Source organism: Paenibacillus glucanolyticus, assembly GCF_037333485.1.
Taxonomy (GTDB): Bacteria; Bacillota; Bacilli; order Paenibacillales; family Paenibacillaceae; genus Paenibacillus_AQ; species Paenibacillus_AQ glucanolyticus.
Genome location: NZ_CP147845.1, coordinates 1,122,477 through 1,136,420, shown reverse-complemented (window position 1 = coordinate 1,136,420; position 13,944 = coordinate 1,122,477). Strand labels below are relative to the sequence as shown.

General features: G+C 50.0%; 14 protein-coding genes. 6 read left to right on the top strand and 8 right to left on the bottom strand.

Translation table 11 applies throughout. From position 1 onward, the window contains the following. Window positions 1-64: 64 nt before the first annotated feature. The gene (locus WDY75_RS05420; protein WP_063477726.1) at window positions 65-949 is read right to left on the bottom strand and encodes a LysR family transcriptional regulator; all 885 of its coding nucleotides are present in this window, start codon (window positions 947-949) and stop codon (window positions 65-67) included. A gap of 210 nt (window positions 950-1,159) precedes the next feature. Here WDY75_RS05420 and WDY75_RS05415 point away from each other — a divergent pair, with 210 nt between their 5' ends. Beyond that, window positions 1,160-2,443 (top strand): adenylosuccinate synthase, encoded by a 1,284-nt coding sequence (locus tag WDY75_RS05415; protein ID WP_006212571.1) that lies wholly within the window; start codon window positions 1,160-1,162, stop codon window positions 2,441-2,443. On the opposite strand, the gene WDY75_RS05410 is transcribed toward WDY75_RS05415, so the two are convergent. Then, window positions 2,427-3,176 carry an alpha/beta fold hydrolase gene (locus WDY75_RS05410; RefSeq protein ID WP_063477727.1) on the bottom strand — a complete coding sequence of 250 codons (750 nt, stop codon included), beginning with the start codon at window positions 3,174-3,176 and terminating at the stop codon, window positions 2,427-2,429. The two genes, WDY75_RS05415 and WDY75_RS05410, sit on opposite strands and share 17 nt — an antisense overlap. A gap of 150 nt (window positions 3,177-3,326) precedes the next feature. Between WDY75_RS05410 and WDY75_RS05405 the strand changes: the two genes are divergently transcribed. Together WDY75_RS05405 and WDY75_RS05400 are read left to right on the top strand one after the other, a co-directional pair. Further along, window positions 3,327-4,268 carry a helix-turn-helix transcriptional regulator gene (locus WDY75_RS05405; protein ID WP_063477728.1) on the top strand — a complete coding sequence of 314 codons (942 nt, stop codon included), beginning with the start codon at window positions 3,327-3,329 and terminating at the stop codon, window positions 4,266-4,268. Window positions 4,269-4,330: 62 nt separating this feature from the next. Further along, entirely contained in the window at window positions 4,331-5,164 is an 834-nt protein-coding gene (locus tag WDY75_RS05400; protein WP_063477729.1) for a nucleotidyltransferase domain-containing protein, read from the top strand. A gap of 13 nt (window positions 5,165-5,177) precedes the next feature. On the opposite strand, the gene WDY75_RS05395 is transcribed toward WDY75_RS05400, so the two are convergent. Continuing rightward, the gene (locus tag WDY75_RS05395) at window positions 5,178-5,951 is read right to left on the bottom strand and encodes an SDR family NAD(P)-dependent oxidoreductase (RefSeq protein ID WP_063479691.1); all 774 of its coding nucleotides are present in this window, start codon (window positions 5,949-5,951) and stop codon (window positions 5,178-5,180) included. Window positions 5,952-6,048: 97 nt separating this feature from the next. After that, a complete protein-coding gene (locus WDY75_RS05390) occupies window positions 6,049-6,507 on the bottom strand; it encodes a chemotaxis protein CheX (protein ID WP_006212576.1) in 459 nt (152 codons plus the stop codon). A gap of 420 nt (window positions 6,508-6,927) precedes the next feature. On the opposite strand from WDY75_RS05390, the gene WDY75_RS05385 reads away from it, so the two are divergent. Both WDY75_RS05385 and WDY75_RS05380 read left to right on the top strand, forming a co-directional pair. Beyond that, window positions 6,928-7,830 carry a LysR family transcriptional regulator gene (locus WDY75_RS05385; RefSeq protein ID WP_006212577.1) on the top strand — a complete coding sequence of 301 codons (903 nt, stop codon included), beginning with the start codon at window positions 6,928-6,930 and terminating at the stop codon, window positions 7,828-7,830. Between the two features lie 59 nt (window positions 7,831-7,889). After that, the gene (locus WDY75_RS05380; RefSeq protein WP_006212578.1) at window positions 7,890-8,699 is read left to right on the top strand and encodes a histidinol-phosphatase; all 810 of its coding nucleotides are present in this window, start codon (window positions 7,890-7,892) and stop codon (window positions 8,697-8,699) included. A 230-nt stretch (window positions 8,700-8,929) separates the two neighbouring features. Here WDY75_RS05380 and WDY75_RS05375 read toward each other — a convergent pair whose 3' ends face one another. Continuing rightward, entirely contained in the window at window positions 8,930-9,838 is a 909-nt protein-coding gene (locus WDY75_RS05375; protein WP_063477730.1) for a metallophosphoesterase, read from the bottom strand. Window positions 9,839-9,940: 102 nt separating this feature from the next. On the opposite strand from WDY75_RS05375, the gene WDY75_RS05370 reads away from it, so the two are divergent. Then, window positions 9,941-11,320 carry an aldehyde dehydrogenase gene (locus WDY75_RS05370; protein ID WP_063477731.1) on the top strand — a complete coding sequence of 460 codons (1,380 nt, stop codon included), beginning with the start codon at window positions 9,941-9,943 and terminating at the stop codon, window positions 11,318-11,320. Window positions 11,321-11,403: 83 nt separating this feature from the next. Here the strand turns inward: WDY75_RS05370 and WDY75_RS05365 are convergent, their stop codons facing one another. From WDY75_RS05365 to sdhB, 3 genes are all read right to left on the bottom strand, one after another. Further along, window positions 11,404-12,093: a potassium channel family protein gene (locus tag WDY75_RS05365; protein WP_006212583.1), complete on the bottom strand. Its 690-nt coding sequence runs from the start codon at window positions 12,091-12,093 to the stop codon at window positions 11,404-11,406. A gap of 155 nt (window positions 12,094-12,248) precedes the next feature. After that, on the bottom strand, window positions 12,249-13,049 hold the full coding sequence (locus WDY75_RS05360; RefSeq protein ID WP_063477732.1) for an aminoglycoside N(3)-acetyltransferase: 801 nt from the start codon (window positions 13,047-13,049) through the stop codon (window positions 12,249-12,251). Between the two features lie 119 nt (window positions 13,050-13,168). Further along, on the bottom strand, window positions 13,169-13,933 hold the full coding sequence (sdhB, locus tag WDY75_RS05355; RefSeq protein WP_006212585.1) for a succinate dehydrogenase iron-sulfur subunit: 765 nt from the start codon (window positions 13,931-13,933) through the stop codon (window positions 13,169-13,171). Window positions 13,934-13,944 lie beyond the last annotated feature (11 nt).

The window sequence follows — 13,944 nt, the reverse complement described above, 5'->3', positions numbered from 1 at the left end:
GGAATACGTGCGAATATCCCATTATTTATGGATAACTCAAGATTTGTCTTATTCTTATAGACAGCTAAGGCAGTAAGGAGAGAAATGATTTTGCTGCAGCGGACAGCGGAATTCCGCGAAGCGTTGCAATGCCGATGCTCCGCTCAGGAATCGGCGGATGAAGGGGAACCTCCACTAACTGACCCGTTCGAAATTCTTCAGAAGCATAGTCACGAATAATAAAGGCAAGTCCGAAGCCGCTCCGTGCAAACTGCACAAGCAACTCAATGCTGCCAAGCTCAAACTCGGGCTTCAATGTCACACCTTGCTGCGCCGCATACTGGTCGATATATCTTCTCGTGCTCCCTCCCCCCTCCAGCATGAGCAGCGGGAAGTCCTGAATACCGGGAAGGGGTAAAGGGTTATGGATATTAGCCCGCTCCGCAAACGGCTTGCCGGCAACCAGACAATCCTGAATCGGTGAGCTGGCCCGAAAGTCGATTTGTTTGTCGGAGGCCGGTAAATGAACGATGCCGAAATCAATCTTCCCTTCTTTTAGAAGGACTAAGGTTTCCGGTGTTGTGCGATTGGTAATGCGGATGCGGATATCCGGATAAGCAGCATGGAAATGTTCCAAATGCGGCAGCAAGTAATACTTGCACAAGGTATCACTGGCACCGATATTGATTTCGCCGCTGTGCAAATTATGCATGTCCCCAATTGCCTTCTCGCCGATTTCAATGAAACTGAATGCCTGCTCGATGTAGCGGAATAACACAGCCCCCTCCGATGTAAGCTTCACTCCCTTGGTCGTTCGAAAGAATAACGGTCCTCCGAGCGTTCCTTCCAAATGCTTAATCGTATGGCTGACAGCCGGCTGGGTGATATGCAGATGCTCCGCTGCCTTGGATAAACTGCCGAGCCGGGATGTCCAGTAAAAGACCCGGTACCACTCCATATTGATTTCCATAATGATAACCTCGATTTTGTCAAATGATAACGTGAACCGGATCCATGACAGCCGGACCGGAATTCATCCGGCATCGAAGTATCCTTCACCACAGAATCGTATAACATAACTTAAACTAATGTCTAACATTATTAATATCAATTTTATTTATATTGTAACAACCAATTATAATGAGCCAGTAAAAGAAAATGATCGCAGGAGGCGAACAGTTTGACAGTCACAGCCATTGTAGGTGCTAATTGGGGAGACGAAGGTAAGGGTAAAATGACGGATGTTCTTGCGGCACAATCTTCGTATGTCGTTCGATTTCAAGGGGGCAGCAATGCCGGCCACACCATTATTAACGATTACGGGAAGTTTTCACTGCACATGCTGCCATCCGGTGTGTTCTATCCGAATATAACGAATATTATCGGTCCAGGGACGGCTCTGGATATGGATGTATTACTGAAGGAGCTGCAAGAGTTGGAAGCTAGGAATGTTCCAAAGCCCAATCTGTTTATATCCGAACGTGCCCAAGTCGTCCTGCCCATTCATCGGCTGCTGGATGAGCTGGAGGAAGAACGACTCGGTGCCCGGGGATTCGGTTCTACCAAACGAGGAATTGCTCCATTCTATGCGGATAAATATGCTAAGCTCGGGATACAGGTCGCTGATCTGTTCCATCCCCATCGACTTCGTGTGCGACTCCAGCAGCTGCTGGATATCAAGAATGTACAGCTTCAGCACCTTTACGGCAGAGATCCGCTAAGCGTGGATGAAATGGTCGATCAGCTTCTCGAGCCTTTCCAATACTTAACTTCTTATATAAAAGACACCACCACGATGCTGCAGCAGGCTTATATCAAAGGCGATCCCATCCTGGTTGAAGGCCAATTAGGAGCACTGCGCGACCCGGATCACGGGATATATCCGTTCTCTACCTCCTCATCTACTCTGGCAGGTTATGCACCAGTAGGTGCCGGGCTCCCGCCGTACGCCATCAGCAATGTCATCGCTGTGGTGAAGGCTTATTCAAGCTGTGTCGGAGCGGGTCCTTTCGTGACCGAACTCCACGGAGATGAAGCCGACGAGCTCCGGCGCCGCGGTGGAGATGCCGGGGAATACGGCGCAACGACCGGCCGGCCCAGACGAATGGGGTGGTTTGATACGGTAGCCACACGCTATGGGTGTATGGTACAGGGCGCTACGGAGGCCGTACTGACCAATCTGGACGTTCTGGGATACCTGGATGACATTCCAGTATGCGTTGGTTACGAATTAGAGGACGGAAGCATTCTGGATCATTTTCCTGTCACGGCCGATCTGCAATCCGCGAGACCCGTCCTGAGGACGCTCAAAGGCTGGAAGTGTGACCTGTCGGACATCCGATCGTTTGAAGAGCTCCCTGAAGCCGCGCAGCAATATGTGCAGTTTGTTGAATCGTCGATTGGAGTTCCTATCAAGACGATATCCGTCGGTCCAAGACGGGATCAAATTATGATGAGATCATAGACGAGTGGCGTGCATTCACTTGAGCGGCGAAGCTTTTCAGAATCCGCCGGACTCCACCGGGATTACTCAACATCGGCAAATGCCCGGTGTCCAGACTCTCTACCCCATCCGGGGACAGATTGGCTATCATGGTATCCTGTGTGGATCCTCCAAACTCCTTATCTCGGGTAAGCTTCACATAAAGCTTGGGTATATCGGGAACAGCCACTTGAATCCGATCCGTATAGACTCGGCGTGACTCTGGAACAAACGCTGCTGCTATGCGGGAGGCATGCTCCACCGGCAGGTCACTGCATAGCCCTTTACGGATTGCGAATTCCGGCGGCTTCGTCCCGGCCATTCTTAGAACCCATGGCATGATCACTCTCTGGGGAAACGGAAGAATCGAAACAAACGACCTGCCGCGCCTAGGAATGGCGGCACCGATTGCCACGAATCCTACAGCACGATCGGATAATTGAGCAGCCATCTCCAGAGCAAACACTCCACCCAGAGAATGAGCCACGATTACAAACTTGTCCGTCTTCCACCCTCTCACCTGTTCCGTCATATGAGTTACGTAATCCTCAAGCTTTAGATGATGTCCCGGTGCTGCTGACCCGCTTCGCATAGGGTAATCGACCTCCAAATACGGATGGCCCAGCTCATCTACAACCGAATTCCAAACCCCTCCGTTCAACCCTGCACCATGCACAAACACAAATCCAAGCTCTTGAGACATTTCTTGTTTCATCCTTTATGACTCCCTTCCAATGACTTGTCATGTTCCCGGTTTATCATGAAATCCATCTTCTGGTGATATCGTATCAACTAAATAAGACAGATATTGTCTTATTTAAGGAATAAGATAAAATAAATAAAAAATGATGAGACGAGGCGTGCCATGCAGAAATCCCAGCGTCTGATTCAATTAATGATGATGATCAACGCAAAAAAAACGTTTACCGTTAAAGAGTTGGCCGACGAATTTGGTCTCTCCGTCAGAACCTTGTCCAGAGATCTGGATGAGCTGTGCGTTCTCGGCGTGCCGATCTATTCCGTGCAAGGGCGGGGCGGCGGTTACCGATTGCTGCAGGAGCGGATGCTGCCGCCGATCAGTTTCACGGAAAGCGAAGCGATCGCGATCTTTTTTGCCTGCCAATCCCTGAACGACTTCAGTTCGTTACCGTTCGGTGACGGGGCAGCCGCGGCAATTCACAAGTTCTATCATTACTTGCCCGCAGACATCAAGGAACAGATCGATCGCCTTAAATACCGCGTCATGATTCACAATGCGTTCCGGCCGATGTCAGCCAACATTCTCCAGACGCTTATGCAAGCTGTAATGGTTCGGCAAGTCGTTACCGTCCACTACCGCTCATCAACCGGAAGCAGCCAGCGGGATATACAACCGATCGGCCTGTATGCAAGCTCGGGCTACTGGTATTGTCCGGCATACTGCTTCACACAAGATGACATCAGGCAATTCAGAGTTGATCGGATGACGGCTGCCAGCCTGAATAAGTCCATCGCCATCCGCGAGGACATCGCCGTCAAGACGCTGAAGGACAAACCGGTAACCAGTGGTTGGGAAATGAAAGAGTTCAAGGTACAATTAACTTCCAAAGGAGTTTGGCAGCTCGAAACGGATACACGGCTCGGTCCCTTTATCCACAAGAACAAGGACGGCAGTGGATCGGTTGAAATTGAAATTCCGGCCGCAGACATTGCGTTCTACTCGGACTATGTTTGGCGGCTGGGAGAGGAAGCAACCATCATCTCACCGACTGAAGCGGTCCAATGGACGTTAGAGAGAATAGAGGCCATAAAGCGAAGATATACATAAAAGACATCGGACAATAGAGATAGCAGACTTTTTAGAATGGCGATAAAGGGGATGGTCTCGTAATGAAATCAGTATTGGAGCATTTAATCCAGCGCATAACGACAGAATTGCAGGGTCTGCCTGGCATTACAGGTGTAGTCCTTGGAGGATCAAGGGCCAAAGGCACCGCCGCAGCGGGCTCCGACATCGATATTGGCATTTATTATGATGAATCACAGGGATTCAAGGTGGAGGATGTAGCCAGGGCAGCCAGGAAATTAGACGACGAGCATCGTGATAACATCATCACTTCCCTGGGAGAATGGGGAGCCTGGGTTAACGGGGGCGGCTGGTTAAGGTCAGAAGGCTACCATGTGGATTTCTTATTCCGCGATGTTCACCGCGTGTCACGCATAATTGAGGAATGTTCTACTGGCATGGTATCAGCCCATTACCAGACCGGACATCCACACGCTTATCTGAATGTTATGTATATGGGGGAAGTTGCAATCTGCCAGATACTGTCTGACCCCGATGATCGGATCAAGACATGGAAAGCCAAAACGATTCCATATCCACCAGCATTAAAGGATGCGATGATCGGCTCTTTTACCTTCGAGGCATCCTTCTCCTTGATGCTTGCGGAAAAAGCAGTATTAATCGATGATATCACTTATGTAACCGGTCACTGCTTCCGCAGTATTTCGTGCCTGAATCAGGTGATCTTCGCCAAAAACGGGCTATACTGTATCAACGAGAAGCGTGCAGTATCCATGATCGAGACCTTTCTCCTCAAGCCTGCGAACTACAAGGATCGATTGGACCAAGTGATTACACTGCTCTCATCCGATATAGAAAAAACAAAACTGGCCTTGTCGCTGCTTCAGGACATCATTATCGAAACAGAAGCATTGTGAATCAGCAGCCACGCTACTTCTTGTTCATCCATTTATACGACACACGGTCCGCAAACCGTGGGAATAGCTGATACAGCCTTATACCGAATGAAGCAAGCCTTGGAAGATTGAGTTCTTCCTTGCGCTTTCTAACCAGCTTCACAACCTGATCCGCAACATAGTCTGCCTTCATCATAAACCAGCTCACATTCTTGACATACCCGCCTGTTGGATCCGCCAACGAGAAGAACGGGGTATCGATGGGCCCCGGATTGACGGTAGATACCGTAATTCCGGTATGACGCAGCTCCTGTCGCAAGGCATTGCTAAATCCCAGCACAGCATGTTTGGTAGCCGTATAGGAAGTCGATTTGGCCGTTCCGATCTTCCCAGCCATGGACGCGATATTGACGATTTGGCCGCCTCCCCGCTCCAGCATGCCTGGGAGCACGGCTTGGGTGCACCGCACAATGCCCATATAATTCACGTCCATCATGTCCTGGAACTCTTCCACCGGCATATCCATAATGGCTTCAAACTTGCCATAACCGGCATTGTTGACCAGCACATCGATTCTGCCATGCTGACGTTGAATCCCCTTCATGACGGACTCAACCTGCTCGGAATTCCGGACATCCATTATGGCTAATTCATGAGATCCGGATATCCGTTCGCCGACTTCCTGCAGTCGGTCTGCTGAACGTGCGCACAGCACTACATGGGCGCCCTCCGCAGAAAGTTTCTCCGCGATCAAGGCCCCGATTCCGCTCGATGCTCCTGTAACGACAACAACTTTGTTTTTCAGCATGATTTCATTTATCCCTTTCTTCACCGGCAGCAGCTCCCCGTTCACCGATTTAGATGAAGGGCCGTTACGTGCACGGTTTGGGTTTACTACTCTTATTTTATGAAATCATGACTTGAATATCCAGCTCTCCGATTCCTTCCATGAAGAGCGGAATGCAAAGCGCCTTTTTCTGAATAAGATTTGACGTACTATCCGACTTCATCACTCTTGGCGGCGTAATATCTACACTTACACCCTGATTCGATAAAATGGTGCTGGCATTGCCGCTGATCATATTGCCGAGCTCTGAAATCGCACTCCGGCCCATCTCGTCCATCTCGGTAATGACATAACCGCCCATCATCACGGATACCATCTGCAGCGCTACATGCTCCTGAATTCCAAATACAATATCACCATTCATCTGACCTGTCATGCCGATTTGGATCCAGATATGATTCTCGATATACGCGATCTCTTTGACCCCAAGATTCCCCGTGGAAGGTGAAACCTGTATGACTTGTTCGATTACGTGTCGTGCGGACTCTAAAAAAGGATTGATGACTTCAGCTTTCATTCCTCATTACGCCCCTTTCACTGGGTTGTTGGTCAGGGTCCCAAAGTCCCACCTATTTATTTAAACATTATAATGGATACCTTGTAATAAATCATCACAAAATAGCGACAGCCCCCATGACAACAACTGTCTTGCTATGTCAGATATCGCCTGAAACGCTTTAATACGAAGATAATCCTTTCGCTTAAACGGGCCTTTGGTCTCACCTTTTTTCTATGTCTACTTTACTATTATCGGATGGTTGCCCCATCTTTTAATAATAATTATGTGGAAATTAAAATGTTTTTAAGCTTTTTTAGTCGATAACCGGCAGGTTTGCTCTCTTCATTGCTCCACCGGGGAGAATAACCTATAATTTAAATAATACAGGTTGCACGCGATCGTAGGAGCGGAAGAACATATCAAGTAAGGAGGAAGGCTATGAACATCAGCCAATTGGAAACGCTAATTACCATCTCCAAAACGATGAGCTTTCGCAAAGCGGGAGAGCTTCTTAATCTGACACAGCCAGCGGTATCCGCTCAGATCAAAAGCCTGGAGGAAGAATTCAAGACGGTACTGGTCGACCGGAGCCAGCCAGTGACGTTAACCGACCGGGGGCAGGTCTTTGTGGATCACGCCGAACAAATCCTCAGCATTGTGGATGAGCTGAAACAGCGGTTATCCGACCTTGACCAAACTCCCCAGGGACATATCCAGCTAGGTACAACTACTTCCATTGCGATTCAAATCCTGCCACGGGTGCTTTCCTACTTTCAGGATCAATTCCCTCATATCAAAACTACCATTCAATCCATGGCTTCCTCACAGATCTATCACAGCGTGGAGAATGGTCTCATCGACATCGGGATCGGCTATCTGATCGAGCGCAATCCCAACTTAAGCACATCCATTCTGTATTACGATACCTTCGAGCTGGTTGTATCTCCACAGCATCCGCTGGCTAAACTGTCTACTGCAAGTATGGACGTACTGGGCGGAACGCCGCTCATTCTGCTTACGCGTGACACCGTCGGCCGACGTTTCGCCGATGACGTGATGAAAAAGCACGGCATCAATCCGCAGGTTGTCATGGAATTGTCCAGCAGCGAAGAAATTAAACGGATGGTCGAGATCAATCTGGGCGCAGCGATCATCTCGAAGCAGTCGGTCTCTACCGAGCTCCGCAACGGCACCCTGCAGATCGTACCACTCAGCGAGCTTGAAGTCAGCCATCCTGTCGGCGTAATCTATAAGAGCGGGCGATACGTCAGTTCCGCGATGCGTCAATTCCTCAGCGATCTGAAAGGCATGCCGGAAACACAATTCATCAGCAGTGAATAACGCAAATACAATCCCTAGAGGATCTTAACAACCATTCTATCAACATGAAGGAGGTCCATATGAAATTTGATCTGCACACCCATCACTTCCGCTGCGGTCACGCAGAAGGCAGCATTCGGGATTATATCGACGCTGCGATCGCCGCGGATTTTAAGGTGATTGGGATCTCTGACCATACTCCGTATTTTGGAAGCCCCGAAGATCAGCCCTTCCCGGCCATCTCCATGAGGAAAACGGATTTTGAAGGTTATGTCCAAGAGGTTTTGGAATTAAAGCGGGAATACGAAGGGAAAATCAAGGTGCTGCTGGGCATTGAATCCGATTATTTTCCTGACCATGCCCCGGTTTATCAGCAAGCGTTAGCTGCTCACCCTTTTGACTACATCATCGGTTCTATTCATCACGTCAGAGATGTAAGCATCTTTAACAAGAAGCGCTGGAACAACCTGACCCCGGAGCAGCAGATTGCCGATAAAGAGGAATACTTCAATCTGATCCGTCAATCCGCGCGAAGCGGGATGTTCCAGATTATCGCCCACATGGATGCCATGAAAGGCAATTACCCGCCTTTTTCCGATATCATGACCGATGCTGCTATCGATGAAACCTTACGCGTTATCGCAGAATGCGGCTTGGCTATCGAGGTCAACACTTCGGGTAAAACCAAGTTATCCGGCGGCTGGTATCCTTCCCATGCCATACTGGAAGTTGCCCACCACCATGGTGTTGATATTACGTTCGGTTCTGACGCACACAAGCCTTCCCGTGTCGGGGATGAGTTCGATGAAGTTGCCAAAGTGCTCAAAGAAATCGGATATAAGGAATGGGTATACTTCGAACAAAAACAGAAGGTGACTGTACCTCTCTAATGGGGTACCCCTTCTGTTTTTTCGTATATACCTATGAAGTTAAGCAAAATAGGCAAAAAAAGTGGACCCGTTTCCGGGTCCAAAACATAATATATATTCTCAAAAGGGGGTCATGTGATAAGTTTAACCTGCGGCTGTTAGAGTTTGATAACAGGTATATTTCATTTGTGTAACAAATTCCAGTTAAACCTTTCATATTGAAATTTTTAGATAGATAACTAAAGATCCTGTCATGTCATTGAGCGTAATGTGAGCATGGTAAGCTCCGGCTTGCACAAGAAACGAAAAGGCAGCCCTGTCGTGCCGATTCCTCTGTTTACATAGAGCTGCATCCCTTGAGAGCCAATATGGTACAGCCCCTGCACATAAAGTTTTGCTCCGGGAGGCGTTATTACCTCACCCACCAAGGGCAGGCGGACCTGGCCCCCATGGCTGTGTCCGGAGAGCTGGACATGGAATGAATACCCAGCCGCAATGTCTCCATAATCCGGCTCATGCATCAGCAGCAGCTTGAACATGCCCTCAGGCAAGTCGCGAGTGGCCGCTATCGGATCCGGATTTCCCCAGATTCCATCGTCCAATCCCACCACCGCGATCACAGCACCGTCCCGCCGCAGCTTCACCGAAGAGTTCCGAAGCACTCTAAACCCGGCCTCCTCCTCCATGTGGGTCAGCTTCTCCACGTCTCCGTAATCATGATTACCCAGTATGGAAAATAAACCAAGAGGGGCCTTGAGCGTGGCAAACGGCTTAATCGCTTCTGTCATATCCTCTGCATGACCATCCACCATATCCCCTGTAAAACAGATCATGTCCGGCTTCTCTGCATGAATCGCTTGCACCACACGTTCCACATCTTTCGCTCCAGTATGAAAACCCAGGTGCAAATCGCTAAAGTGTGCCACTTTCATCCCGTCAAAAGCCTTGGGCAGTGAAGGAAGCCGCACCTCCAGTCGGGTAACCTCCAGCCGATGAGGCTCCCATAGATAGGCGTAGGCCCCGGCTGCAGCGCCTGCTCCGACCACCGTCGATAGACCTGCCTTAAGAAACTGGCGGCGCGACAACGTCTTACGTTGACTAACTCGTTCTGCTCCTTGGCGAGCGGTACCATGCAGCGGTTCTGAGGATGGATTTCTCATATATGGACATCCTCCTATATAATAAAATGAAAGAATACCCGTTTTGCAGCCTTACCCATGACTCATATACATAAACGATCCGAAGAGAAAGGGGTCTTAATTATGACTGTTAACGATTCTATAGCAGCAATAGTTTCGGCACAGCAGCATTTTTTTCATAAAGATATCACCAAGGAAATCGATTTCCGTCTACAGCAGCTGGGGAAACTGCGACAAGCTGTGATAGCCAGAGAAAACGACATCATGGAAGCCCTTCGCAAGGATTTAAACAAGAGCGAGCAGGAGGCCTTCTCCACCGAGATTGGAATTGTCTACAAAGAGCTTTCCTTCATCATAAAGAATCTGAAGCGCTGGGCCAAGCCCAAGCGTGTCAAAACCGCGCTGACGCACGTCGGCAGCAAAGGGATGGTCTATCCCGAGCCATACGGCACCGCGCTGATTATCGCCCCATGGAACTATCCCTGGCAGCTGGCCATCTCTCCGCTCATCGGAGCACTGGCGGCCGGGAATACTGCTATTGTGAAGCCTTCCGAGCTAACACCTAACGTATCGAGGCTGATTACTGCAATGTTCGAAGAGACGTTCGATCCCGAATACGTAGCATCTGTCGAGGGAGGACCCGAGGTCAGCACAAGCCTGCTGGAGCAGCCTTTGGATTATATCTTCTTTACCGGCAGCACCCATGTCGGCAAAATTGTCATGGAAGCCGCAGCCAAGCAGTTGACCCCGGTCACACTTGAGCTTGGTGGAAAAAGTCCCTGCATCGTCCATGAGGATGCCCCCCTTGCCTTAGCGGCTTCACGTATCGCTTTTGGCAAATATACGAATGCCGGCCAAACCTGTGTTGCCCCGGATTATATTCTGGTCCACAGCCAGGTGAAGGAGAAGTTCATCTCGCATCTGAAGGATGCCATAACTTCGTTCTATGGCAAGGAACCACTGGCCAACCCCGACTACGGCCGTATTGTGTCGGAGAAGCATTTTGACCGATTATCCGGATTTCTGAACAATGGGACCCTTCGTCACGGCGGAAATACCCTTAGAGATCGCTTGCTCATTGAACCCACCGTGCTGGATGATATCACGTGGGATATGCCCGTGATGGAGGAAGAGATCTTTGGGCCGCTGTGCCCGATCCTGACCTATGACCAACTGCATGAAGCTGTCCAGGCAATTAATGCCCGCCCTAAACCGCTGGCGTTGTACCTGTTCACCGAGAATGAAGACGTGCAGGATTACGTTCTTTCTTCCGTTTCTTTTGGCGGAGGATGTGTGAACGATACGCTGATGCACTTGGCAACGCCCTTCCTTCCGTTCGGGGGTGTCGGGGAGAGCGGCATGGGCTCTTACCATGGAGAATACAGCTTTCATACCTTTTCCCATATGAAGAGTGTGCTCAAACAGACCAACCGGTTTGATTTTAAATTCCGTTACCCTTCAAAAAACGGTCTGGGCATCCTGAAAAAATTAATGAAGCCGTAGGCCCGGCTGTAAGCAAGGCGTCCGTTTCCTTCTACGCCGGCAGAACTGAAAGAGACGCACCAACTTGGTGCGCCTCTTTTTTATTACATGGAAGAATGCTTTCTCCGGTGCGGCATGTTGGCCTTCTTACTCTCTTCGCCGCCATCCAGCATCTCCGAGCCGTCTCCACCCGGTTTAAAGATCCGGCGAAGCGTTCCCAGCATCGACAGCGCGTAGGCTACGGTAATGAAGCTGAATGCAATCTCCAGCACGACCACCAGCCGGGACGTGTTGTCCACAGCGGCTACATCACCATACCCCACCGTCACAAACGTCGCCATGCTGAAATACAGGAAGGTAATGAACTGGCTCAGCAAATCCTGACCGATATTAACACCTTCGAAGGATACACCTCCAAAGAGCTTATAGATGGACATATACACCAACGTGAAGAACAAAATACACATGCCCGCCGCCATGCTTATTCGAACCAGAGTTGTTTTCATATCGACGTGCTGATGAACAGAGTCAGCGATCTTATCAAATATGTACAGCACATAAAAAATAACGGAGCATAACGCAAACAGCAGGATCAAAGCGCGCATGCCGCCTTCTCCGGGCACAATCTTCATGAGATCGATCCACCCGAGCAGATCTTCAACCGACACCAGGGCATAAATGAGCAGCGGGGCTAGCAGCAAAGGCCTGCTGGACCATTTCTTATCCATGCTGTAGAAAAAATAGATCAACAGCAGCAATCCAGTTAAATTGAGCAGCCACATCCACCAGGACATGTTCAGTCCCCTCCTTCGGCTTGGGGCCTGACCAGCAGGCCTTACTATCATCCTATTACCCTCGAAACGGTACTGAAACACCTGGAGGTGGTTGGTAATCGGCGTAATTGGCGTGATGTGTTCATGGCAGCTGGTTCTCAAGACACTTTACGAGTCTAACGATTCTCCTCCATCCAGCGCACCGCATAATCCACCATGGCCCGTTGTTCAGCCAAGATGCATTTCGCCTTGCCTACACGGCCATGCTTGTATGCTTCCCTGCATTCAACTTCAAATGCTGTTCCCAAGGCTTCGAAATCATCGGAATGGTAGGTGATGTCCTGGAATGCTTCCCATTCCGTTCTCCCCTGCACTCTGCGTACCGGGGCATGGGCGGTAACTATCCTCTTTCCTTCCCAATCGGCGCGATATTCGCTAAGGTGGAATGATGTGTTATTGCCATAACCGCTCCCCAGCATCAGCACGTAGGCTCCTGTCTCATATAAACGCGCTAAAGGCGAGGTCTCTCCCAGGCTATAATCAAGCGCATGAGGATGCATGAGTGACTCTGCGTTCCTGCCGCGGGCAGCAAACGAGACATGAGGATGAGCGCTGCGGATAACGCCTTCCTGCTTCCGGAACACCTCCGGTATAATCCCCATGCCCGTAGTGACCGTCATATCGGGATGATAGGGCGGCATGCCCTCGCGGATCAGCTCCCACCATTTCGGGTCCGCCGGAGGATTTCCCCACGTCTCAGGATTGGTCAAGTTCGCAGATTGTGTCGGCATGACCAGTGTCCCTTCTTCGCCCAACACCTCCTCCAGCGCCAGTATGACTGCCTCTGGACCGCCAACAACCCACCCCCCAATGCTTTTGAGCGAGGAATGGACAAGCAAGGTCATTCCCTTCTGTACGCCCAGAATCATCAAGTCATCGCTTATGTCTTGTATCGTAATCGGTCTTTCTATAATCAACCTAACTCACCTCTGTTTAAATATCCGTAAAACACATGAATTATATCACACATTAAAAAAGCGCCTGTACCGAAGTGATGCCCCGGTCAGACGCCTTGGTTGTGAAACCTGAAATCCGATTAAACGCCAAGCCAGCGCTTAAACAGATGTTTGGTTGTATCCTTGTTCATTTCCGCAATGGACGTTGTAAGCGGAATGCCTTTCGGGCAAGAACGGACGCAGTTCTGCGAGTTGCCGCAGCCCTCAATGCCTCCATCCTGCATCAGAGCTTCCAGACGCTCTTCCTTGTTCATCTCTCCTGTCGGGTGAGCGTTGAACAAGCGGACTTGGGAAATGGCCGCGGGACCAATAAAGTCCGTTTTTTCGTTAACATTCGGGCAAGCTTCAAGACATACACCGCATGTCATGCATTTGGACAGCTCGTAAGCCCACTGGCGCTTCTTCTCAGCCATTTTCGGTCCAGGTCCCAGGTCATAGGTGCCGTCGATTGGAATCCACGCCTTAACACGCTTGAGCGCCGTGAACATACGACTGCGGTCGATAACCAGGTCTCTTACGACCGGGAACGTCTTCATCGGCTGAATCCGGATCGGCTGCTCCAGCTTGTCGATCAGCGCGGCACATGCTTGGCGCGGCTTGCCGTTGATGACCATGGAGCAAGCTCCGCAAACTTCCTCAAGGCAGTTGGAGTCCCAGCATACCGGCGCGGTTGTCTGACCTTGCGCATTTTTGGGATTACGCTGAATTTCCATCAGCGCACTAATGACGTTCATACCTGGACGGTACGGAAGCTCGAATTCCTCAGTGTAGGATTTCGTCTCCGGGTTGTCCTGGCGTGTAATGATAAACTTGACACTCTTTGAGGCGGCTGCCGTTTGAGACATATTAAATCCCC